Source organism: Streptococcus infantis, assembly GCF_047464215.1.
GTDB classification, from domain to species: Bacteria; Bacillota; Bacilli; order Lactobacillales; family Streptococcaceae; genus Streptococcus; species Streptococcus infantis_P.
Genome location: NZ_JASHCG010000005.1, coordinates 1 through 24,483, shown reverse-complemented (window position 1 = coordinate 24,483; position 24,483 = coordinate 1). Strand labels below are relative to the sequence as shown.

Here is a 24,483-nt window from a genome sequence, read left to right as displayed (position 1 = left end):
TTTTAGTCTTCTTCAGCTTTTTTAGGTTGATAGGCTAGCATTCCTAAAGCAACAAAAATCATTACTGTAAAGATAAGGAAAATAATCTGACTATGAATATTACCTGTCATAGAAATGGTTTGTCGTAAACCTGAAACTGAATAACTCATAGGTAACCATGGATTAATAGTTTTAAAGAATTGATTCGTCAAAGCTAAAGGATAAGTTCCTGCACTTGATGCTAATTGAAGGAGTAATAAAATTAAGGAGAAGAAGGCGCCTAGGCGAGAATTCCAGGTTGTCAATGCTGTTACCATCGCCATGAAAGCAAGACTAGTTAAAATAATCAAAGCAAAAGTTTTGAATTCGTGAACTGCAGTCAGTCCGATTAAATGTACCCCACCATAAACTAATACTCCTGCCAAACCAGCAATGATACCGTTAACTTCAAAGCGAGACTTAAACCAAGCCCAGCGACTTTCTGGATGGCGCCCAGAAGGCAATTTAGCAAAAATCATATTAGTTGAAATAGCAGCAACAAAAAGAGCAACTGATATCATATACGGAGCCATGGCAATCCCATTAACAGCTACTTGATCCGCATCAGTTTTTGAAAGACTTAAAGGATCAGCCAGTAAGTCTGCATTTGTTGGTTCAGTTGAAGCCTGTTGCAATTGCCCCTCAGCCTCTGTCAAACCTTGATTTAATTGACTTGAACCATCACTTAATTTTCCAAGTCCTGATTGTAAAATTTCAGATCCTTGAGCAAGTTGATCTGCTCCACTAGCTATTTTTTCAGAACCATTAGCTAGTTGATTTGCTCCTGAAACTAGCTGGTCTGATTTATCAGCTAATTGTTGAGAACCCGCTTGTAATTGATTAAATCCAGCAGTTAAATCTGATGTTTTATTATTTACTTGGTTGACACCTGATGCAAGTTTATCAATTCCTGTTGCTAATTCTGGCCCATTCGCTGCTAACTTAGCAGTTGCACCTGTCAATGTAGAAGATTTTTCTGTCAACTGATTAGAGCCTTGTAGCAACTTATTGAAACTTCCTGTCAAGTTCGAATTTTTCGAACTCAACTGACTTGCTCCTAAAGCTACTTGGTCTACAGATTTTGTATAGCTGTCAATACCAGATAGAGTTTGACTAGCTGGCAATAACTGACCATCAATTGCTGTTTGAATCTGTGTTAATCCACTTGACAAACTTGTCAAGGTAGCAGTAGTAGTTGGCAACAATTTCGCTGAACTTGTTTTTAAGCGACTAAGGCTATTTGCTTGATTATTTACATTCTCTAAAGAAGATTGTAACGTTTGAACTGTAGTTAAAATTGTTCGTGCTGACTCACTAGTAGAAGATGATTGATTAGAAACCACAGAAGTTATCTCTGCCTGTTGGTCAGGAGTTAAGCTTTGATAAGCACTCGTAGATTGAATAGCTGATAAAGTAGTTTCTTTTTCAGATTGATTTGAAGTAACGATGCTTTGTGCTGAATTTGCAATCGTTGATAGACTACTAGAAAGCTGATTTGTTAACTCTGTTATTTCTCCTGTGTCTGACGTTTGAATATCATGATTCAGTTGCTCCAAGCCAGAAACTAATTGATGAATCTGAGCTCTTTGTTGAGTTGATAAACTTAATTGACTAGACAGTTCTTGAATTCCTTGATTAAGTTGGGTAAGTCCTGTACGCAAGGTCTCTGATTGTTTAGAAATCTGATTTGCACCTGATGATAGACTTTGAACTCTATTTGTATAAGTATCAATACCAAGTGAAAATTGATTTAATCCTGAATTAAGTTGAGAAACACCACCTGTATAGGCTTGTGTGCCTGCATCAAGTTGAGTCAATCCTGATACCAGAGCTGGTGTCTTTGAGTTCAGTTGGTTTAATCCATTATCGATTTGTGAAATAGCGCCTGTATATTGATTTAAACCAGTATTAAAATTACCAAGACCAAGATTTAACTGATTTACGCCAGCTGTATAGCTTCCTAATCCTGTAGATAATTGATCAGCACCATTAGAAAATATGAGACTTGATTGAGCTAGGGTTTGAAGATTGGTTGATAAGGTTTGACTACCATCAGAAAGCTTATTCGAACCATCAGCCAACTGTAAACTTGCATTTGCCGCTTGAGATAAACCAAGTTTTAAATCACCCATCTTCTCAAATAAAGCTTTGGTATAAGATTGAGTAACATTAGTAGCCACAGTCTGTTTGATTTGTGTCATGGCAGAATCACTCATCTTGCTTGCAATAAAACTATGACCACTTGATGTCTGATAGTCAATCGTCATCTGTTCAGGATGATTTGTAAGGATAGAAGAAGCTTTCTCAGAAAGATTACTTGGCAACGTTACAACCATGTAATAATCTCCATCCCGCAGTCCTCTTTCTCCCTCACCTTCATCTACAAAATGAAAATCCAGACTATCACTATCTTTTAAATTAGACACCATGTCTTCACCAATAGTGAGTTTTTCATCGTTATAAGTAGCAGCTTGATCCTTATTAACAATTGCTACAGGTAACTCCGAAAGTTTACCGTATGGATCCCACATTGATGATAAGAAAATGATATTGTAAAGAGCTGGAATTAAGGAAATTCCTATCATGACAATAATAAATGTCGGTTTTTTAAAGATTGCTTTCCATTCTTTAAACATATTGTCTCCTTTTTTTAAACTACTTGTCTAAATTTTTGATATAATAGATTATACATAAAAAATTTAAAAAGACAAGATAAAAAATCTATTTTTAAACATATTGTCTAAAATTGTTCATCTGGAGGGAACATGCAAGAAAGTAATAAACGATTAAAAACCAAGCGCATTATCGAAAATGCTATGGTAGAATTATTGATGGAACAACCATTCGATCAGATTACAACTGTTAAATTAGCACAAAAAGCTGGAATTAGCCGCTCCAGTTTCTATACTCATTACAAAGATAAATACGATATGATTGAACATTACCAAAGTAAACTATTTCATACCTTCGAATATATCTTTCAAAAACATGCTAATCACAAACGAGATGCCATTCTAGAAGTATTTGAATACTTAGAATCAGAACCACTCCTAGCAGCTCTTTTATCTGAAAATGGAACCAAGGAAATTCAAAATTTCCTGAGAAATAAGCTTCACATCCTACTGAGCACGGACCTTCAAAAACGTTTTATGCAACTCAAACTAAATGAAGTAGAATTAGAATACAGTAGCGTCTACCTAACAAATGCTCTCTTTGGAGTCTGTCAAACCTGGATTGCCCACGGAAAAAAAGAAAGTCCACAAGAAATCACGGACTTTTTAATGAAAATGTTAGGGGATACAAATTAATAAAAAGCTCTATAATAGTTATAGAGAATCAACCCCCTATGGATATTATGGAGCCTATTTTGTTGTTCTTATTAGGCTAATACTAATGCAATACAATTTCCTTAGTTTTATTTTCGGACACAAATCATTATCTATCCGTATGTTAGGTATGCCTCCCCTCATTACGTCGAACATAGAATCATAACCACCCGTCAAACGGGTGGTTTGTACCAGGGCTATAAGTCCAAATTACCAGCCAGCGCCTAAAGACGCTGGCTTTCACGTTGTTCAAGTCTCATTGCTCTTGACTCGTCACTTGCCTCTTAAAGAGGCGTGAGTATTACTTACCACTATCCCTAAAGGGATCCTCATATTCTTTCACACTTAATTTATCTAGTGCTATATCATGCTTTTCCTGATCTTGTATGTATTTCCTTATCGTGGCTTCATTAAGCCCTACTGTACTCACATAATAACCTTCTGCCCAGAAATGCCGATTCCCAAACTTGTACTTGAGGTTGGCGTGTTTGTCAAACATCATGAGTGTACTTTTACCTTTTAAATAACCCATGAAACTCGAAACACTTATCCTTGGTGGAATACTTACTAACATATGTACATGGTCTGGCATTAAGTGACCCTCGATAATTTCAACACCGTTATAACTACACAAACGATGAAATATTTCACCTAAACTACTCCGATATTGATTATAGATGACTTTTCGTCTATACTTAGGGGTGAACACAATGTGATACTTACAGTGCCACTTTGTGTGTGATAAACTATGAGACTTTTGTGCCATGGTTTTCTCCTTTCGCTTTACAATTGGCTTGAACACCTTTATTGTATCGCGTTTGGAGTTTTTTTGGTATAACTTTTGATGCGCACCTAACGGAGCGAGACGGACTGAAAGTCACATAATCAAAAAAAGGAACACCAAATTAGTGTTCCTTTCATCTGACTCCGCCAGTAGGACTCGAACCTACGACATCATGATTAACAGTCATGCGCTACTACCAACTGAGCTATGGCGGATTAAATAGTCCGTACGGAATTCGAACCCGTGTTACCGCTATGAAAAGACGATTTCTTAACCAACGGACCCTCTACCTGTAGCAGATATAACCATTATATCAATTTATCAAAAATTGTCAATTACTTTTTTTGGTTTTTAGCCATTACTTCTCTCAATTTTTTAGTTTTTAGGCGAGAGATAGGACAACGATGATCTTCATAAAATACAACTTCCATTTTTTTACGATCAATTTCTCTCACATTACCGATATTGACTAAAAATGACTTGTGAGCTAGATAAAAACGTTGGGTTTCCTTATCCTTTTCTTGAATATCTGTCATTGTTCCATAAAATTCTTTTGCAAAATTCTTACCTACAATTCGTAATTTATGAGAAGTTCCCGTTGTTTCAATGTAGAGAATATCATGATAAGGAATACAAAGATCATTTCCTTTATAACTATAATCAAAATAATCAACGACTGATTGGTTTTCAAGTAAAGTAGTCTTAGTGTAAAGCACACAGTCGGCAACTCTATTTTTAAAAACTTGATCACTGGTTTCTTTATCAATGAAATCCAATGCTGAAACTTTGTATTTATAAGTCAAAGTAGCAAATTCAGATCGACTTGTAATAAAAACAATAATGGCATAAGGATTGCGATGACGAATAAATTGAGCAACCTCAAATCCTTTTCTCTCAATCCCATTGATATCAATATCTAGAAAATAAAGCTGATTGACTTCATCATGCTCTACATATTCCATAAACTCTCTTACTTTTCCTGTTGTTTTATAGGAGATAGGAATATTTGTTTCCTTAGAAATTTTATTCAGAGTTGTTTCTAACCTTACTTGGTGTTCTATAATATCTTCTAAAATCAATACTTTCATATCAGTTCCCTCTTAAATCTAATCACTTGTTTAAATACATCATTATCAATTTCTGTTTCTAAAATAACATTGTCATATTTTCCTAAAATTTCTTTAACATTATTAAGTCCAAGTCCTCTATGTCTTCCTTTAGTTGAAAATCCTAATTCAAATAAATCTTCGGATTTTACCTTTCTTTTTTTACAAGAGTTTTGGATAACAACTAAGGTTTCAAGATCCAACTTGATGATAGCTACCTCTAGTTGTTTCTGATAGCTTTCAACTGCTCCCTCAACGGCATTATTGAGCAGAACACTCATCACGCGCACCAAATCTAACAGTTCCATGGACAAAGGAGTAATGATATCTTTTACCTCTAGTGTGTACTCTACATCATTAGTTTTCGCATTGACAATAGATTGGGCAATCAAACTTCGAAGCGCTGAGTCCTCAATATTGTTCAAATCGAAATAGGTATACTTATCTGAACGTAATTTTTGATTTGCTTTGACAAGAACTTCACTGTAAACTCTGTCAATCTCTTGTAAATCTTTACTTTCAATCGCCATTCTTAAGCTGATAAGCATGCCTGTATAATCATGACGAAAACCACGAATTTCATTATATAAAGTAACAATCTCATCCGTGTAAGTTTGTAAATGTTTTTGCTCAAACTTCTTTTGTTCCAATTCAATCTCTTTTTCTATCTGAACCTTGTGAGAATTCATAGAAAAGAAAGTCAAAAGTAGGCCAACAAAAATAATGGATGATAAAATACTTCCAAAACCATTTAAGTGACGAATCGTACTCACAATATCTGAAGTGAAAGAGACAACGTGTAGAAAAATAAATGTAAAGAGCACTTTTTTCAGAAAAGGATATAGATAGTCTTTATCAAAATATTTAAATTCGAGATGGAAATAAGAAACAACAACTTTAATAACCAAATAAGTTAAGATCAGGATAAATAGAGAAAAATAATTGTTATACTTCAATGCAAACTCATCTCCTGTAATAGATGATAAGGTTACTGATAAAAAGTTATTAGTACTATTATATAAAAGAGAAAATAATAGACTGATAAAAATTCCCTTAGATTTCTCATACTTCTTAAATCCAACAAAGTAACCAAATAGGAGGAAAGGAAATAAAAATTTAGACAAACCAAAACTATCTAAGTTCAAGAAATGGAGAGTTACTTCTAATACTAATGGTAGTAGAAAGATATAAAGACTAAAAAAATATTGGTCTTTTCTAGTTGCTTTACAAACCCATTCATGAATTTTACTAATAATAAAAACATAAACAATAGCAATTACTAATCCGAATAAATCCATTATTTCCCACCTTTATTTTTACTTACTTACTTTTTGAAAAAAGAAAATTGTTTATTGTATACATAGGTCTCCATTCCCCACCTCTGATTTTCTGCAGTTCTTTTTCATTCAATTCTTGGAAATCTTTCATTTGAGCAAAATCTGTATTCTTTTTCATAATATAAACTCCTATAATGTTTTTCTTGTAAATTAACTTACAAAAATATTATATAAAATATACGATACCTATAGAGAATTATTTCTCAAATGCTCAAATTTTATTCTGAAATGTCAAATTTTTACAAAAAAAGCTGGGATTTTTTCCCAGCTTACGATTTAACACTGATCCCAGCAGGATTCGAACCTGCGACCGTTCGCTTAGAAGGCGAATGCTCTATCCAGCTGAGCTATGAGACCTTACTAATCTATCTTATCAAAAAAAGCTAGCTTAGTCAATCATCTATTTGTGATAAGGTGAGCCTTGTTGAATCGAAAACGCTCTATAGATTTGTTCTACTAAGACTAATCTCATCAGTTGATGAGGAAGCGTCAATCTCCCAAAACTAACAGAGAGACTGGCTCTTTTTTTCACCTCTGGAGATAGTCCTAAACTCCCACCAATGATAAAAGTGATTGTCGAAAATCCATTGATAGAAGCCCTTTCAAGCTGCTTACTGAACTCTTCAGAAGAAAAAGTTGTTCCTTCAATAGCTAAAACAACTACAAAATCACGTTCCCCTACTTTAGCAAGAATGCGGTTCCCTTCCAACTCCAAAATCTTTTGATTTTCAGATTCTCTGGCCCGATCTGGTGTTTTTTCATCGGCCAACTCAATCATTTCTAGATTAGCAAATCGTGAAATTCTCTTGGAGTATTCTGCTATGCCATCTTTGAGATATTTTTCTTTCAGTTTTCCAACTGTTACCACTTTAATTTTCATTCTTCTATTCTAACATATTCACACTCAATTTCACATCTTATTCACAGATAAGATTTTGAAAAACTTCAATAAATTCACAGGTTTTTGAAAGTTATCCACAAGTTGTGAAAAACTTTTTGTTTTTAAGCTTGGATTAAGCTAGCTATTTTATACTTTCATTGATTAAAAAACATGGAGGCTTCTATGAAAAACTTACAAACTAGTTCCAAAAAATGGGGACAACTTTTATTAGTCATTCTCATTAGCTTTTTTAGTGGTGTTTTAGGTACTTTTACGACATTGCAGCTCAGTCAAAAACAAAACACTAGTCCAACAAATACCACCACTGTCAGCAAAACCGCTGTAAAAAATGAAAACTCAACCACACAGGCAGTCGATAAAGTTAAAGATGCTGTAGTATCTGTCATTACTTACTCCGCAAACTCCCAAAATAGTTTATTTGGATCTACAGAGACTGATACAGATACAAATACTGAGCAAGTATCTAGTGAAGGTTCTGGAGTTATTTATAAAAAAGAAGGTAACTTTGCTTATCTCGTAACCAATACTCACGTTATCAGTGGAGCTAAAAAAGTTGATATTCGTTTAGCAGATGGGACTAAGGTTCCAGGTGAAATTGTTGGTTCTGATACTTATTCTGACATTGCAGTTGTAAAAATTGCTGCAGATAAGGTAACTACCGTAGCTGAATTTGGAGATTCTGATCAACTAACAGTAGGAGAGACTGCCATTGCAATCGGAAGCCCTCTAGGTTCTGAATACGCCAATACCGTGACACAAGGCATCGTGTCAAGTTTGAATAGAAATGTTTCTTTAAAATCTGAAGATGGACAAGCTATCTCTACAAAGGCTATCCAAACAGATACAGCCATCAACCCTGGAAACTCTGGCGGTCCCTTAATCAATATTCAGGGACAAGTAATCGGAATTACATCTAGTAAAATCGCCACAAACGGTGGAACGTCTGTGGAAGGACTTGGTTTTGCCATTCCTTCAAACGATGCCATCAATATTATCAATCAATTGGAAAAGAATGGAAAAGTCACTCGACCAGCCTTGGGTATTCAAATGGTCAACCTTTCAAATCTTAGTAGCACTGATTTACAAAGATTGAATGTACCATCAAGTGTCACTGCAGGAGTAGTTGTTCGTTCTGTTATAACTAGTATGCCTGCCAATGGACATCTACAACAATATGACGTCATTACAAAAGTGGATGATAAAGCTATTTCTTCCACTACTGAATTGCAAAGTGCTCTATATAGTCATTCTATTGGAGACAGTATGACTGTTACTTACTACCGTGATGGTAAGGAAGAAACAACTACCATTAAATTAGATAAGAGTACTAGTGATTTGGAACAATAGTTTACAGATATGTAAAGTTGCTTTACAGAATATCTAAGTTGTGTTAATGTAGAATTATGGAAGAATTTAAAATTGTTCAAATAAAAGATATTCAAAAAAATCCCTATCAACCTCGTAAGGAATTTTCAGAAGAAAAAATTCAAGAACTGGCACAATCTATTAAGGAAAACGGCTTGATTCAGCCTATTATCGTTAGAAAATCTCCAGTACTTGGATATGAAATTCTAGCTGGAGAAAGACGGTATCGTGCTTCAATAGCTGCTGGACTTTCAGAAGTTCCAGTCATTGTTAAGCAACTTTCTGATCAAGATATGATGCTTCATTCTATCATTGAGAATCTCCAACGAGAAAATTTAAATCCTATCGAGGAAGCTAAAGCATATCAATCCTTAATTGATAAAGGTTTTACCCACACAGAAATTGCTGAAAAAATGGGAAAATCTCGACCTTATATTACAAACCTAGTTCGATTGTTAGGGCTACCTAAACATATCCTTATAGAGGTTGAAAGTGGAAAACTTTCCCAAGCTCATGCTAGACTCCTCATTCAATTATCAAGCGACAGACAAGATACACTCTTGCATCGCATTCAAACAGAAAATCTCTCTGTTCGACAAGTTGAACAAATACTACAAAAAACTAGGAAGAGCAGCAAAAAGGAAAAAGACAACTTTGTCAAAGAGGAAGAACAAAAATTGAAAAAAATACTCGGATTAGATGTTCAGATTAGCCTTCAAAAAAAAGATAGCGGTAAAATCTCAATTTCCTTCCATAACCAAGAAGAATACCAACAATTTATTAACAGCCTGAAATAAGGCTGTTATTTTAGTATTCTTAACGAACATAGTTATCCACTGCATTTTAGTTTTTAAAAGCCCAGTATTTCAGAAATTTTCTTAGTTATCCACATTTTGTGGATAACAGTTAAAAACATTGTTAATTGTTTTCAACAACTTGTGGAAAAATAATCTTATCTATGGTAAAATGATTCTATCAATAAACCTTTTAAATTCTATAGTAAAGGAGGAGGAAATCATTGAAGGAAAAACAATTTTGGAATCGTCTTTTAGAACTTGCACATGATAAATTAACTCAGTCAGTTTATGATTTCTATATTTTAGACGCAAAACTGGTTAAAGTTGAAGAGAATACTGCAACGATTTTCTTACCCCGCGATGAAATGCAGATATTCTGGGAACGAAATATCAATGGAATGCTTTTAGCAGCAGGTTTTGAAATCTATGATACTGAAATAAAAGCCCATTATGTCTTCACGAAAGTTGAAGAAGCTAGCTCACAAGTATCTTTCGAGTCTGAACCTGGCAACGATTATCAACCAATTCCATCCACTATTCCATATTCTGAAACTGGACTGAAGGAAAAGTATACTTTCGATAATTTTGTTCAAGGGGATGGTAATGTTTGGGCTAAGTCTGCTGCTTTGGCTGTTTCTGAAGATCCAGGATTAACTTACAATCCTCTATTTATCTACGGAGGGCCTGGACTTGGAAAAACTCACCTGTTAAATGCCCTTGGAAATGAAATTCTAAAAAAGAGCCCAAATGCGCGTGTAAAATACATACCTGCTGAAAGTTTCATTAATGAATTCCTAGAGCATTTGAGACTTAATGATATGGAAAAATTCAAGAAAACTTACCGTAGTTTAGACCTCCTACTCATTGATGATATTCAATCACTTAGTGGAAAGAAAGTACAAACTCAGGAAGAGTTTTTCAATACATTTAACGCCCTTCACAATAATAATAAACAGATTGTTTTAACGAGTGACCGTAGACCTGAACATTTAGAGAGTCTACCTGAACGTCTGGTCACGCGCTTCTCGTGGGGATTAACGACAGATATCACACCACCTGATTTTGAAACACGTATTGCTATTTTACAGAGTAAGACTGAACATCTCAACTATCATTTTCAGAATGATACACTCGAATATTTGGCTGGACAGTTTGATTCTAACGTGCGAGAACTCGAGGGAGCACTCAACGATATCAGCCTAATGGCCAAAGTCAAAAAGATTAACGATATCACAGTTGACATTGCAGCTGAAGCTATTCGTGCTCGTAAACAAGACGTCAGCAAAATGATCGTGATTCCAATTGATAAAATCCAGACAGAAGTTGGAAACTTCTATGGTGTTAGTGTCAAGGAAATGAAGGGAACCAGACGTGTTCAAAATATCGTTTTAGCCCGTCAAGTTGCCATGTATCTAGCCAGAGAAATGACTGATAATAGCCTTCCTAAGATTGGAAAAGAGTTTGGTGGTAAAGACCACACAACAGTCATTCACGCTCATGGAAAAATCAAATCCATGCTTGAAACAGATGATAATTTACGTATAGAAATTGAGAACATCAAAAAGAAAATTAAATAACTTGTGGATAACTTTTCAAAAAGGCTCTTATTTATCCACATCTTTTAAACAAGGCTCTGTCCTTGAGTTTTCTTGATTACAAGTGTTTTTCCACAGATTTCACACGCTCTATTATTACTATTATCCTTCTAATAATAAAAAGAATAAAGGAGAATCCATGATTCATTTTTCAATTAATAAAAACTTATTTTTACAAGCCTTAAATACAACAAAGAGAGCTATTAGCTCAAAGAATGCAATTCCTATTTTATCGACTGTAAAAATTGATGTTACCAATGAAGGAATTACCTTGATTGGATCAAATGGTCAAATCTCAATCGAAAATTTTATATCGCAAAAAAATGAAAATGCAGGTCTCTTGATTAACTCTTTAGGTTCAGTTCTACTGGAAGCTTCTTTCTTTATCAATGTTGTTTCAAGTCTTCCAGATGTAACACTTGATTTTAAAGAGATTGAGCAAAAGCAAATTGTCTTAACTAGTGGAAAATCAGAGATTACTCTTAAAGGAAAAGATAGTGAGCAATATCCACGTATTCAGGAAATTTCTGCAAGCAATCCTTTGGTTCTTGAAACAAAACTTCTTAAAAAGATTATCAATGAAACAGCTTTTGCAGCTAGTACCCAAGAAAGCCGTCCTATTTTGACGGGGGTACATTTTGTTTTGAGCAATCATAAAGAATTAAAAACAGTTGCGACAGACTCTCACCGTCTTAGTCAGAAAAAGTTGACTCTTGAAAAAAATAGTGATGATTTTGATGTTGTCATCCCAAGTCGTTCGCTACGCGAATTTTCAGCTGTTTTTACGGATGATATCGAAACAGTAGAGATTTTCTTCGCCAATAATCAAATTCTCTTTAGAAGTGAAAATATTAGCTTCTACACACGTCTTTTAGAAGGAAATTATCCAGATACAGATCGATTGATTCCAACAGATTTCAATACAACAGTGACTTTTGATGTTGCTAAACTACGCCAGTCTATGGAACGTGCTCGCCTCTTATCAAGTGCGACACAAAATGGTACTGTTAAATTAGAAATCAAAGAAGGAGTTGTAAGTGCCCATGTTCATTCTCCAGAAGTAGGGAAAGTAAACGAAGAAATTGATACTGAAAATGTAAGTGGTGCTGATTTGACAATTAGTTTCAACCCAACTTATTTGATTGAGGCACTAAAAGCTTTGAATAGCGAAAAAGTTACAATCAGCTTTATTTCAGCAGTTCGTCCATTTACTCTGGTTCCAGCTGATACAGATGAAGATTTCATGCAGCTCATCACGCCAGTTCGCACAAATTAATGGAAAGAGGTTGAGCCTAGCTCGCCTCTTTTATGATATAATCGAAAAGGAAAAAGGAGATTAACTATGTATCAAGTTGGAAATTTTGTTGAAATGAAAAAACCACACGCTTGTACAATCAAATCAACAGGTAAAAAAGCCAATCGTTGGGAAATTACCCGTGTTGGTGCAGATATCAAAATAAAATGTAGCAATTGTGATCATGTGGTCATGATGAGTCGCTATGATTTTGAAAGAAAAATGAACAAAATCATCGACTAGGAACCCCATAGTAAGAGGGTTAGCAAGTTTTCCCTTTTTGTGTTATAATATTGAAGATTGAAATGTGAACGGAGAATGAGAAACTATGGCTTTAACAGCAGGTATTGTAGGTTTACCAAACGTTGGTAAATCAACCCTATTTAATGCAATTACAAAAGCAGGAGCAGAGGCTGCAAACTATCCTTTTGCGACCATTGATCCAAACGTTGGAATGGTAGAAGTTCCAGATGAACGCCTCCAAAAATTGACGGAAATGATTACTCCTAAAAAGACAGTTCCAACAACCTTTGAATTTACAGATATTGCAGGGATTGTAAAAGGAGCATCAAGAGGAGAAGGTCTTGGGAATAAATTCTTGGCCAACATCCGTGAAGTTGATGCGATTGTTCATGTGGTTCGTGCCTTTGATGATGAAAATGTCATGCGTGAGCAAGGTCGTGAAGATGCCTTTGTGGATCCGCTAGCAGATATTGATACCATTAACCTAGAGTTGATTCTTGCTGATTTAGAATCAGTCAATAAACGCTATGCGCGTGTGGAAAAAATGGCGCGTACGCAAAAAGATAAGGAATCAGTTGCAGAATTTAACGTTCTCCAAAAGATTAAACCTGTTCTTGAAGATGGAAAATCAGCTCGTACCATTGAATTTACAGATGAAGAGCAAAAAGTTGTCAAAGGACTCTTTCTCTTGACAACGAAACCTGTTCTTTATGTAGCTAATGTTGATGAGGATGTGGTTGGAGACCCAGAATCTATCGATTATGTGAAACAAATTCGTGAATTTGCAGCAACAGAAAATGCAGAGGTAGTAGTCATTTCTGCGCGTGCTGAAGAAGAAATTTCTGAGTTAGACGATGAAGATAAAAAAGAGTTTCTTGAAGCCATTGGTTTGACAGAATCAGGCGTTGACAAGTTGACTCGTGCAGCTTATCACTTGCTTGGGCTTGGAACTTACTTTACAGCTGGTGAAAAAGAGGTTCGCGCTTGGACCTTTAAACGTGGTATGAAGGCTCCTCAAGCAGCTGGTATTATCCACTCAGACTTTGAAAAAGGCTTTATTCGTGCAGTGACCATGTCTTATGACGATTTGGTAAAATACGGCTCTGAAAAGGCTGTAAAAGAAGCTGGACGTTTGCGTGAAGAAGGAAAAGAATATGTCGTGCAAGATGGCGATATTATGGAATTCCGCTTTAACGTTTAATCAATATTTAAAATAATGTCAATTAGGTTGGAAAAAAATTCCAACCCTTTTGACTTTTGAAAGGAAATATAAATGACAAAATTACTTGTAGGATTGGGAAATCCAGGAGATAAATATTTTGAAACTAAACATAATGTTGGCTTTATGCTGATTGACCAACTAGCCAAAAAACAAAATGTTACCTTTACACACGATAAGATATTCCAAGCTGAACTAGCTTCATTTTTTCTTAACGGTGAAAAAATTTATCTGGTGAAACCGACGACTTTTATGAATGAAAGTGGAAAAGCTGTTCATGCATTGTTAACCTACTATGGTTTAGATATTGAAGATTTACTGATTATTTACGATGATCTTGACATGGAAGTCAGAAAAATTCGTCTTCGTGCTAAAGGATCAGCTGGTGGTCATAATGGAATTAAGTCGATTATTCAACATATCGGTACACAGGTTTTCAATCGTGTAAAGATTGGCATTGGAAGACCTAAAAAAGGAATGTCTGTTGTTAACCATGTTTTGAGTAAGTTTGATCAAGAAGATTATATTGGTATTTTACAGTCTATTGACAAGGTTGACGATGCTGTAAATTATTATTTACAAGAGAAAAACTTTGAAAAAACGATGCAGAAATATAATGGGTAAGGAAATGGCATTAATCGATTTCTTTTTAGAGAATAAACAAATTCTATCTTGTCATGAGAACTTACCACAGAAACAAAGACAATTATTACTAGGTCTTTCTGGCTCAGCAAAATCGTTAGCGATTGCTAGTAGTCTGAAGAGTCAGGATAAGGTTTTCGTGATGACTTCCACATATGGAGAGGCTGAGCGTCTGATTAATGATCTAATCTCCATATTAGGTTCGGATCTGGTTTATCCATTTCTAGTAGATGATTCACCAATGGTTGAATTTTTGGTATCATCTCAGGAAAAGATTTTTTCTCGGGTTGAAGCTTTGCGTTTTCTAAGAAATGAGTCTCAAAGAGGGATTTTAGTTTGTAACGTCGCAGCTAGTCGAGTATTCTTGCCGAATCCTCAAGTTTTTGATGATAGTATCTTAGAACTTCAAGTGGGGCAAGAATGCGAACAAAGAGAATTAAAAAATCACTTGATTTCTCTTGGTTATAAGAAAGTTACACAAGTTCAAAGTCAGGGAGAATTTAGCCTTCGTGGAGATATTCTAGATATATTTGAAACTTCACAAATATGTCCTTATAGGATTGAATTTTTCGGTGATGAGATTGATGGCATTAGAGAATTTGATACTGAAACTCAATTATCAAAAGATAGTCAAACTCAAGTACTAATCTATCCAGCTAGTGATATTTTGTTAACGAATGAAGATTATCATCGTGGTCAGAAATTTTTAGAACATGAGATTGATAAGGCACTTTCTCCAACTTTAAAGTCTTACCTAGAAGAAGTTTTTAGTTTTACGAAAGAGCAAGTTCTTCATGCGGATATTCGCAAGTTTTTGTCTGTATTTTATAAAAAACAGTGGACCTTGATGGACTATTTGAATCAAGTTCCTGTTATATTTGATGATTTTCAAAAAATCATGAACCAGTACGATGCTTTTGATAAGGAAACAGCTAGCTACTTTACAGATGATTTACATAATAGTAAATCAGTGTCAAATTTACAATATTTTGCTGATGTAGAAAGTCAGTTTAAAAAATATGTACCAGCGACTTTCTTTTCAAATTTTCAAAAAGGGCTTGGAAATTTGAAATTTAATAATCTGTACCAGTTCAATCAATATCCTATGCAAGAGTTCTTTAATCAGTTTTCTTTTCTGAAAGAAGAAATTGAACGTTACAAAAAATTAAAGTATACGATTGTTCTTCAATCAAGTAGCAAAACTGAACTAAAGAAACTGTCAATGATTCTTGATGAATACGATATTAAAGTTGATAATAGTAATGAAAGTGAAATCTGTAAAGGAACTGTCAATCTTATTGAAGGAAATCTGCGACATGGGTTTCATTTTGTAGATGAGAATCTTGTATTTATTACTGAATATGAAATTTTTAAAAAGAAGATTAAACGCAAGTATCGAAGACAAAATATCAGTAACGCTGAACGATTAAAGGATTATAATGAACTCCAAAAAGGAGACTATGTTGTTCATCAAATCCATGGTATTGGTCAATATTTAGGGATTGAAACGATTGAAATCAAAGGAATTCATCGAGACTACGTAAGTGTCCTATATCAAAATGGTGATCGTATTTCTATTCCTGTAGAACAAATTCAAACCTTATCTAAATATGTTTCAAGTGATGGAAAAGCTCCAAAGTTAAATAAACTAAATGATGGACGTTTTAAAAAAGCGAAGCAAAAAGTAAAGAGTCAAGTTGAAGATATTGCAGATGATTTAATTAAGTTATATGCAGAGAGAAGTCAACTTAAAGGTTTTGCATTTTCAAAAGATGATGAAGACCAAAACGCTTTTGACGAAGCTTTCCCATATGTAGAGACTGAGGACCAACTTCGAAGTATCGAAGAAATAAAAAAAGATATGCAGGCTCCTCAACCGATGGACCGACTATTAGTTGGAGATGTTGGTTTTGGTAAGACAGAAGTTGCCATGCGAGCTGCATTTAAGGCTGTCAATGATCATAAACAGGTTGTCGTTTTAGTGCCAACAACCGTTCTTGCTCAGCAACATTACAGTAATTTTAAGGAAAGATTTGAACAATTTGCTGTCAACGTAGATGTTTTGAGTCGTTTCAGAAGTAAAAAAGAACAGACTGAAACACTTGAGAAATTAAAAAAAGGTCAAGTAGACATCTTGATAGGGACCCATAGAGTCTTGTCTAAAGATGTTGAGTTTGCTGATTTGGGGTTGATGATTATTGATGAAGAGCAACGTTTTGGTGTTAAGCATAAGGAAGCTTTGAAGGAATTAAAAAAGAAGGTTGATGTCTTAACCTTGACAGCTACACCAATTCCTCGAACTCTTCATATGTCTATGCTAGGTATCCGAGATTTATCAGTCATCGAAACTCCTCCAACCAATCGATATCCTGTACAAACCTATGTCCTTGAACAGAATGATCGTGTCATTCGTGATGCTGTATTGAGAGAAATGGATCGTGGTGGTCAAGTTTACTATCTTTACAACAAAGTTGACACTATTGAAAAGAAGGTTTCAGAGTTACAAGAACTGATTCCAGAAGCTTCTATTGGATTTGTCCATGGTCAAATGAGTGAAATTCGCTTAGAAAATACACTTCTTGATTTCATTGAAGGACAATATGATATTTTAGTGACTACAACAATCATTGAAACAGGTGTAGACATTCCAAATGCTAATACCTTGTTTATAGAAAATGCAGATCATATGGGCTTGTCAACCTTGTATCAATTAAGAGGTCGTGTTGGTCGTAGTAATCGAATTGCTTATGCTTATCTCATGTATCGTCCAGATAAAACTTTGACAGAAGTTTCTGAGAAGAGATTAGAAGCTATCAAAGGTTTTACTGAACTGGGTTCTGGTTTTAAAATTGCTATGCGTGATTTATCCATTCGTGGAGCTGGAAATCTTTTAGGAAGCTCTCAGTCTGGTTTTATTGATTCTGTTGGTTTTGAGTTGTACTCTCAGTTGTTAGAAGAAGCAATAGCTAAGAAAAATGGAACTGACAAAAAACGTGAAAAAGGAAATGCTGAGTTACTCCTACAAATCGATGCCTATCTCCCAGATGATTATATATCGGATGAAAGACATAAAATTGAGATTTACAAGAGAATTCGTCAGATTGACAATCGTGTCAACTATGAAGAATTACAAGATGAGTTGATCGATCGTTTTGGAGAATATCCAGATGTGGTTGCTTATCTTTTAGAAATTGGATTAGCTAAAGCATATCTTGATAAAGTATTTGTTAATCGAGTTGAAAGAAAAAATAATAAACTTATCGTTCAATTTGAAAAAATTTCGCAACAATTATTTTTAACACAAGATTATTTCCAGGCTCTTTCTCAGACAAGTTTGAAGGCTAATATTTCAGAAAATCAAGGTTTAATCGAAGTTGTTTTTGATATTCGTAATAAAAAGGATTATGAGATTTTAGAAGGGCTTTTAACTTTTGGAGAATCATTAGCAAACATAAAAGATTCAAAAGAGTCGAATTAGGTATGACATTTTTCTTCTATAAAATGGATAAAAATGGTACAATAATAATTTGAGGTAATAAAGATGAGATTAGATAAATATTTAAAAGTATCAAGAATTATTAAGCGCCGTACAGTGGCTAAGGAAGTTGCAGATAAGGGACGTATCAAGGTAAATGGTATTCTTGCTAAGAGCTCTACAGATTTAAAAATCAATGACCAAGTTGAAATTCGTTTTGGAAATAAATTGTTGCTCGTAAAAGTGTTAGAAATGAAAGATAGCACTAAAAAAGAAGATGCTGCAGGTATGTATGAAATTATCAGTGAAACAAGGGTAGAAAACGATGTATAAAAAAATAGTCCAAATGAATAATTCCTTTATTCAAAATGAACATCAGCGTCGTAAATACTTGATGGAAGAACGACAAAGACGAAATCGTTTTATGGGTTGGGTGTTGATTTTGATTATGTTGTTGTTCATCTTACCAACCTATAATTTGACTCAAAGTTATCAGCAACTACTCGAACGTCGCCAACAGTTAGCTGATTTGAAAAAGCAGTATCAAGAATTGAGCGATGAAAAAGATAAAGAATCAAATCTTGCAACAAAACTAAAGGACGAAACTTACGCAGCTAAATATTTGCGTGCTAAATATTATTATTCAAAATCATGGGAGGAAGTATACACCATCCCGGACTTGCTTCCTAGGTAATGTAAAATGGAAAATTTATTAGATATTGTAGAAAAGTTTTTAAGTCAATCAGATGAAAAATTAGAAGAGTTAGCTCAAAAAAATCATCTGTTACGGCTACAGGAAGAAGAGGAAAAAAAGAATGCGTAATTTTTTAGTGATATTACTACTTCCTATTTTTTTTAAAAGTGTACAAGTAGTAAGCACTGAGAATCCAGTTATCATTCCAAACCAAGAAGTTTATTCCTTAACCCACGCTTCGTATCATTTTTACTATCAAGATGTTATAGAATCTCCAAAATTTTATGGTGAAACGTCAGTTTATTCTACAGAAGATTTGATTAAAGAATCAGGAAAAGTCAATGCAGATACAAAATTATCTGTTTTAGAATGGAGATTAAATAAACAAGGACAGCCTGTCTTTAAATTGTCAAATAATCAATTTGTGATGGCTGATAAACGGCTTTTATACGATAGTTCAATTGTCAACGATTTTTCTAAACGAGTATGGTTAGAACCAGGATTTGTCGTTTATAATAGTCCTTATGATCAACAAGAATTAAAGTCTACTTTAGCAGCTTATCAAGAGGTTGAAGTAGATATGTCTATTTTTGCTGAAGGTCGTGAATTCTTACATATCAAACAAATTGGTTGGGTTTCGACGGATTACATTTCCAACGATGACAATCGTATCCAGAAAGTACAAGAGTTGTTATCTGCGAATTATCAAAATGAACAGTTTTCTATTTATGTTAAACAATTGAGCACGGGTAAGGAAGCTGGGATTAACGAAGATCAAAAAATGTACTCTGCTAGTGTTATGAAATTGCCTTATCTTTATTATGTTCAAGAAAAAATCAATCAAGGTGATTACCAACTTGACACGAAATTGAAGTACGTTTCTGAAGTAAATGATTTCCCTGGTTCTTATAAACCCGAAGGAAGTGGAAGCCTCCCTAAAACAGCGGACGATAAAGAGTACACTCTCAAAGATTTAATTACAAAGACAGCGAAAGAATCTGACAATGTAGCTCATAATATTCTTGCTTATTATATTACGAATAAATCAGATGAAGCTTTTAAAAAAGAAATGGCTACTATCGCAGGTGAAGAGTGGGATGTGACAGATAAGTTGGCTTCAGCTAGAATGGCTGGTCAAGTTATGGAATCTATTTATAATCAGAATGGTTTTGTTTTAGAATCTCTATCGCAAACAGCTTTTGATAATCAGAGGATTGCTAAGAATATTTCTGCTAAGGTAGCCCATAAAATTGGGGATGCAGATGAATTTAAACACGATGTAGGAATAGTCTATACAGATTCTCCTTTCATCATTTCAATCTTTACCAAAAATTCTGATTATGATACCATTTCTAAAATTGCTAAGGATGTCTATGAGGTCCTAAAATGAGAGACCAAGATTTTTTAAATCATTTTCTAGAAAAAGGTTATTTTAAAGATCATTCACGAGTTGTACTAGCCTTGTCTGGTGGATTGGATTCGATGTTTCTCTTTCACCTCCTAGTAACCTATCAAGAAGAACTCGGGATTGAATTATTTTTAGCTCATGTAAACCATAAACAACGATTAGAATCGGATAATGAAGAATATGAATTAAGAAAACTAGCTGAACAAGTTGGAGTTCCAATTTACGTAGCTCATTTTACTGGAGATTTTTCAGAAGCAAACGCTCGTCAATTTCGCTATGATTTTTTTAGAGAAGTGATGGGGAGAACTTCCTCTACAGCCCTTGTAACAGCTCATCATGCAGATGATCAGGCTGAAACGATTTTTATGCGATTGATTAGAGGTGTTAGACTACAACACTTATCAGCTATTAGAGAAAGACAAGAGTTTGATAAGGGAGAATTAATTCGTCCTTTGCTGTCTTTTTATAAGAGGGATTTTCCTGAAGTTGAGCATTTTGAAGATAGGACGAATAAAGAAAATCATTATTTTCGCAATCGAGTTCGTAATATTTACTTACCACAACTGGAAAAAGAAAATATTCAGCTAAAGAGAGCGTTTTTAGAGTTTGGAAAAGAAGTATCTGACTATCAAATTGCTCTGACTGAATTATCTCAAACAGTCAATGTGGAAGATTTAACTCAGTTTTTATCTTTTAGTGAAGCAACACAGCGAGTTTTACTACAACAATACCTTAGTTGTTTTGCTGATTTAAATGTAACAAGAGAACAATTTCAACAGATCCATCATATATTGAAAACCAAGAGTCAATATCGCCATAGTTTAAAAAATGGTTATGAGCTTGTAAAGGAATACAATCACTTTCAGATTTGTAAAATCAGACCAAAGTCTGATGAAAAAAGTAGTGATTGTGTGTTAGACTATCAAAATCAAGTTCATTATGAAGGTTATTTATTCTCATTTGGAATCCCTCGAAAAGGGGAAAATGTTCAAAAGATAAATGTTTCCCGTGAAACATCGTTGATTATACGGCATCGACAGCCTGGTGATTATTTGATAAAAAATGGTCATCGTAAAAAACTAAGACGACTTTTTATTGATTTAAAAATTCCTAAAGAAAAACGGGAAAAAGTGATAATCATTGAGCAATCAGGTCAAATTTGTTCAGTTTTAGGAATTGAAACTAGTGATTTGAGTAAAAAAATGAAAAATGATATAATGAACACTGTACTTTATATAGAAAAAATAGATAGGTAAAATCATGTTAGAACAAGACATCAAGAAAATTTTGATTTCACAAGATGAAATTACAGAAGCAGCTAAGAAATTAGGTGCTCAGTTGACAAAGGATTATGAGGGAAAAAATCCGATTTTAGTTGGAATTCTAAAAGGTTCTATTCCTTTTATGGCAGAATTAGTGAAATATATTGATACACATCTTGAAATGGACTTTATGATGGTCTCTAGTTATCATGGTGGGACTGTAAGTAGTGGTGTCATTAATATTAAACAAGACGTAACTCAAGATATTAAAGGTCGACATGTTGTCTTTGTAGAAGATATTATTGATACTGGTCAAACCTTGAAGAGTTTGAGAGATATGTTTACTGCAAGAGAAGCAGCTTCTGTTAAGATTGTCACAATGCTTGATAAACCAGAAGGTCGTAAAGTAGAAATCGAAGCAGATTATACATGTTTTACAATTCCAAATGAATTTGTTGTAGGCTACGGTTTAGACTATAATGAAAACTATCGTAACCTTCCTTATGTAGGTGTATTGAAAGAGGAAGTTTACTCAAAATAGAAGGGTAAGTGTTTGAATGCAAAAACAAAATAATGGTTTCATAAAAAATCCATTTCTTTATTTGTTGATGATTTTCTTGCTAGTGACAGGATTCCAGTACTTTTTTGCTGGCAGATCTGCTGGTCATAGTCAACAAATTAAGTACTCAGAATTGGTTCAGGAAATCACTAACGACAATGTAAAAGAAATGACATACCAACCAAGTGGTAGTGTTATTGAAGTGTCTGGTGTCTACAAAACTGCTAAGACAGAGAAACAGGAAACGGGAATTCAATTTTTTACACCATCTGCTACAAAAGTAGAGAAATTTACAAGTATTGTCCTCCCATCAGATACAACTGTAGCGGATTTGCAAAAGTTAGCAAGTGAACATCAAACAGAAATTGAAGTGAAACACGAAAGCTCAAGTGGTATGTGGATTAACATCCTGGTTTCAGTAGTACCATTTGCTATCTTATTCTTCTTCCTCTTCTCTATGATGGGAAATATGGGCGGAAATAGCGGACGTAATCCAATGAGCTTTGGACGTAGTAAAGCTAAGGCTGCTAACAAAGAGGATATTAAAGTTCGCTTTTCAGATGTCGCAGGCGCAGAGGAAGAAAAACAAGAACTTGTTGAAGTTGTTGAATTCTTAAAAGATCCAAAACGATTTACAAAATTGGGTGCCCGGATTCCAGCTGGTGTTCTCTTAGAGGGGCCTCCGGGAACTGGTAAGACATTACTTGCCAAAGCAGTCGCAGGAGAAGCTGGTGTACCATTCTTTAGTATTTCAGGTTCTGACTTTGTAGAAATGTTCGTCGGTGTCGGTGCGAGCCGTGTACGTTCTCTCTTTGAGGACGCAAAAAAAGCAGCACCAGCTATTATCTTCATCGATGAAATTGATGCCGTTGGTCGCCAACGTGGTGTCGGTCTTGGTGGGGGTAATGATGAACGTGAACAAACCCTAAACCAACTCTTGATTGAAATGGATGGTTTTGAAGGAAATGAAGGAATCATTGTTATTGCAGCAACCAACCGTTCAGATGTTCTAGATCCAGCCCTTCTTCGTCCAGGTCGTTTTGATAGAAAAGTATTGGTTGGCCGTCCAGATGTTAAGGGACGTGAAGCAATTCTAAAAGTCCACGCCAGAAATAAACCTTTAGCTGAAGATGTAGATTTGAAATTGGTAGCACAACAAACTCCAGGTTTTGTTGGTGCCGATTTGGAAAATGTATTGAATGAAGCAGCCTTAGTTGCAGCTCGTCGTAATAAATCAGTGATTGATGCTTCTGATATTGATGAAGCTGAAGATCGTGTTATCGCTGGACCATCTAAGAAAGACAAGACAGTTTCACAAAAAGAACGTGAATTGGTTGCCTACCATGAGGCAGGACACACCATTGTCGGTCTAGTATTGTCAAATGCCCGTGTTGTTCATAAAGTTACCATAGTACCACGTGGACGTGCAGGCGGATATATGATTGCACTTCCTAAAGAAGACCAAATGCTTTTATCTAAAGAAGATATGAAAGAGCAATTAGCAGGCTTAATGGGGGGACGTGTAGCTGAAGAGATTATCTTTAACGTCCAAACAACTGGAGCATCTAATGACTTCGAACAGGCTACTCAGATGGCGCGTGCAATGGTTACAGAGTATGGTATGAGTGAAAAACTTGGTCCAGTACAATATGAAGGAAATCATGCCATGTTTGGTGCACAAAGCCCTCAAAAATCAATTTCAGAACAAACAGCTTATGAAATTGACGAAGAAGTTCGTTCATTATTGAATGAAGCACGAAACAAAGCTGCTGAAATTATCCAGTCAAATCGTGAAACTCATAAGCTGATTGCAGAAGCATTATTGAAATACGAAACATTGGATAGTACACAAATTAAATCTCTATACGAAACAGGAAAGATGCCTGAAACAATAGAAGAGGAATCACATGCACTATCTTATGATGAAGTAAAATCAAAAATGAGTGAAGAAAATTGATTATCTTAAATACTATAAACAGAGGAAGCGCAAGTTTTCTCTGTTTTTTTTAAAAAAGTTGAGGGAACTCGAATTTAAATCAAAGATTTTGATATATAGAAAACAAAATACAAGTTCACCTATGTCAATGCTCTCCTAAAGGAAATGATTCAAATTTTCTGAAAATAAGAATGCAACAGTTACTTGAGTAATATGAAAAAATGTTTCAAAAAATGATATGTGCTTCATAAAAAAACAATTATTGTAAGAAAAAAATTAACCGAAACTCTGGGCAGACGAACGATTTAAAGGCCGCAAAGCTCTTCTCATAGAGCTGAAGGAAACATTACAAGACTTCTAAAAAAAAAATTAAAAAAAGGTGTTGACAAAGTAAGAAAAGTCGGTATAATAGTAAGAGTTGAAAATAACAACTCCGGTCCGTTGGTCAAGGGGTTAAGACACCGCCTTTTCACGGCGGTAACACGGGTTCGAATCCCGTACGGACTATAGTATGTTACAGAT

At 34.7% G+C, this 24,483-nt stretch carries 22 protein-coding genes and 3 tRNA genes; 17 read left to right on the top strand and 8 right to left on the bottom strand.

What is annotated here, in order from left to right; genetic code table 11:
- Positions 1 to 2 precede the first annotated feature (2 nt).
- A complete protein-coding gene (locus tag QM469_RS04135) occupies positions 3 to 2,654 on the bottom strand; it encodes a YhgE/Pip family protein (protein WP_414276108.1) in 2,652 nt (883 codons plus the stop codon).
- Positions 2,655 to 2,783: 129 nt separating this feature from the next.
- On the opposite strand from QM469_RS04135, the gene QM469_RS04130 reads away from it, so the two are divergent.
- Positions 2,784 to 3,326, top strand: a complete 543-nt coding sequence (locus QM469_RS04130; protein WP_001158257.1) for a TetR/AcrR family transcriptional regulator — start codon at positions 2,784 to 2,786, stop codon at positions 3,324 to 3,326.
- A gap of 319 nt (positions 3,327 to 3,645) precedes the next feature.
- Here the strand turns inward: QM469_RS04130 and tnpA are convergent, their stop codons facing one another.
- From tnpA to rlmH, 7 genes are all read right to left on the bottom strand, one after another.
- A complete protein-coding gene (gene tnpA / locus QM469_RS04125; protein WP_414276107.1) occupies positions 3,646 to 4,110 on the bottom strand; it encodes an IS200/IS605 family transposase in 465 nt (154 codons plus the stop codon).
- Positions 4,111 to 4,269: 159 nt separating this feature from the next.
- A tRNA-Asn gene (locus tag QM469_RS04120) sits at positions 4,270 to 4,343 on the bottom strand.
- Positions 4,344 to 4,463: 120 nt separating this feature from the next.
- Positions 4,464 to 5,216, bottom strand: coding sequence for a competence system response regulator transcription factor ComE (gene comE / locus QM469_RS04115; RefSeq protein WP_414276106.1), 753 nt, complete (start codon positions 5,214 to 5,216; stop codon positions 4,464 to 4,466).
- Positions 5,213 to 6,532, bottom strand: a complete 1,320-nt coding sequence (gene comD / locus QM469_RS04110) for a competence system sensor histidine kinase ComD (RefSeq protein WP_315640220.1) — start codon at positions 6,530 to 6,532, stop codon at positions 5,213 to 5,215. The genes comE and comD overlap by 4 nt, the downstream gene beginning before the upstream one ends.
- Before the next feature lie 22 nt (positions 6,533 to 6,554).
- The gene (locus QM469_RS04105) at positions 6,555 to 6,689 is read right to left on the bottom strand and encodes a ComC/BlpC family leader-containing pheromone/bacteriocin (protein WP_371561036.1); all 135 of its coding nucleotides are present in this window, start codon (positions 6,687 to 6,689) and stop codon (positions 6,555 to 6,557) included.
- Positions 6,690 to 6,854: 165 nt separating this feature from the next.
- Positions 6,855 to 6,928, bottom strand: a tRNA-Arg gene (locus tag QM469_RS04100).
- Between the two features lie 43 nt (positions 6,929 to 6,971).
- Entirely contained in the window at positions 6,972 to 7,451 is a 480-nt protein-coding gene (rlmH, locus tag QM469_RS04095; protein WP_414276105.1) for a 23S rRNA (pseudouridine(1915)-N(3))-methyltransferase RlmH, read from the bottom strand.
- Positions 7,452 to 7,634: 183 nt separating this feature from the next.
- Here rlmH and QM469_RS04090 point away from each other — a divergent pair, with 183 nt between their 5' ends.
- From QM469_RS04090 to QM469_RS04015, 16 genes are all read left to right on the top strand, one after another.
- A complete protein-coding gene (locus QM469_RS04090; RefSeq protein ID WP_414276104.1) occupies positions 7,635 to 8,819 on the top strand; it encodes a S1C family serine protease in 1,185 nt (394 codons plus the stop codon).
- A gap of 56 nt (positions 8,820 to 8,875) precedes the next feature.
- Positions 8,876 to 9,634: a ParB/RepB/Spo0J family partition protein gene (locus tag QM469_RS04085; protein WP_414276103.1), complete on the top strand. Its 759-nt coding sequence runs from the start codon at positions 8,876 to 8,878 to the stop codon at positions 9,632 to 9,634.
- Between the two features lie 221 nt (positions 9,635 to 9,855).
- Positions 9,856 to 11,211: a chromosomal replication initiator protein DnaA gene (gene dnaA / locus QM469_RS04080; protein ID WP_414276102.1), complete on the top strand. Its 1,356-nt coding sequence runs from the start codon at positions 9,856 to 9,858 to the stop codon at positions 11,209 to 11,211.
- Positions 11,212 to 11,368: 157 nt separating this feature from the next.
- Complete coding sequence (gene dnaN / locus QM469_RS04075; RefSeq protein WP_049508360.1) at positions 11,369 to 12,505, top strand: DNA polymerase III subunit beta; 1,137 nt, start codon at positions 11,369 to 11,371, stop codon at positions 12,503 to 12,505.
- 66 nt (positions 12,506 to 12,571) lie between these two features.
- Positions 12,572 to 12,766: a DUF951 domain-containing protein gene (locus QM469_RS04070; protein ID WP_000285188.1), complete on the top strand. Its 195-nt coding sequence runs from the start codon at positions 12,572 to 12,574 to the stop codon at positions 12,764 to 12,766.
- 85 nt (positions 12,767 to 12,851) lie between these two features.
- Complete coding sequence (gene ychF, locus QM469_RS04065) at positions 12,852 to 13,967, top strand: redox-regulated ATPase YchF (protein ID WP_045762398.1); 1,116 nt, start codon at positions 12,852 to 12,854, stop codon at positions 13,965 to 13,967.
- 72 nt (positions 13,968 to 14,039) lie between these two features.
- A complete protein-coding gene (gene pth, locus QM469_RS04060; protein ID WP_371561294.1) occupies positions 14,040 to 14,609 on the top strand; it encodes an aminoacyl-tRNA hydrolase in 570 nt (189 codons plus the stop codon).
- Complete coding sequence (gene mfd / locus QM469_RS04055; RefSeq protein ID WP_371561308.1) at positions 14,602 to 18,105, top strand: transcription-repair coupling factor; 3,504 nt, start codon at positions 14,602 to 14,604, stop codon at positions 18,103 to 18,105. The genes pth and mfd overlap by 8 nt, the downstream gene beginning before the upstream one ends.
- A gap of 63 nt (positions 18,106 to 18,168) precedes the next feature.
- Positions 18,169 to 18,435 (top strand): RNA-binding S4 domain-containing protein, encoded by a 267-nt coding sequence (locus tag QM469_RS04050; RefSeq protein ID WP_001234970.1) that lies wholly within the window; start codon positions 18,169 to 18,171, stop codon positions 18,433 to 18,435.
- Complete coding sequence (locus QM469_RS04045) at positions 18,428 to 18,796, top strand: septum formation initiator family protein (RefSeq protein WP_000277028.1); 369 nt, start codon at positions 18,428 to 18,430, stop codon at positions 18,794 to 18,796. Before QM469_RS04050 ends, QM469_RS04045 begins: the two co-directional genes overlap by 8 nt.
- 6 nt (positions 18,797 to 18,802) lie before the next feature.
- Entirely contained in the window at positions 18,803 to 18,925 is a 123-nt protein-coding gene (locus QM469_RS04040; protein WP_045762396.1) for an SP_0009 family protein, read from the top strand.
- Positions 18,918 to 20,186: a serine hydrolase gene (locus QM469_RS04035; protein ID WP_414276101.1), complete on the top strand. Its 1,269-nt coding sequence runs from the start codon at positions 18,918 to 18,920 to the stop codon at positions 20,184 to 20,186. The genes QM469_RS04040 and QM469_RS04035 overlap by 8 nt, the downstream gene beginning before the upstream one ends.
- Complete coding sequence (gene tilS / locus QM469_RS04030; protein ID WP_414276100.1) at positions 20,183 to 21,460, top strand: tRNA lysidine(34) synthetase TilS; 1,278 nt, start codon at positions 20,183 to 20,185, stop codon at positions 21,458 to 21,460. The genes QM469_RS04035 and tilS overlap by 4 nt, the downstream gene beginning before the upstream one ends.
- Before the next feature lie 4 nt (positions 21,461 to 21,464).
- Positions 21,465 to 22,007, top strand: coding sequence for a hypoxanthine phosphoribosyltransferase (hpt, locus tag QM469_RS04025; RefSeq protein WP_414276099.1), 543 nt, complete (start codon positions 21,465 to 21,467; stop codon positions 22,005 to 22,007).
- Positions 22,008 to 22,023: 16 nt separating this feature from the next.
- A complete protein-coding gene (gene ftsH / locus QM469_RS04020) occupies positions 22,024 to 23,982 on the top strand; it encodes an ATP-dependent zinc metalloprotease FtsH (RefSeq protein WP_414276098.1) in 1,959 nt (652 codons plus the stop codon).
- A gap of 414 nt (positions 23,983 to 24,396) precedes the next feature.
- Positions 24,397 to 24,468 (top strand) — tRNA-Glu (locus tag QM469_RS04015).
- Positions 24,469 to 24,483: the final 15 nt, after the last annotated feature.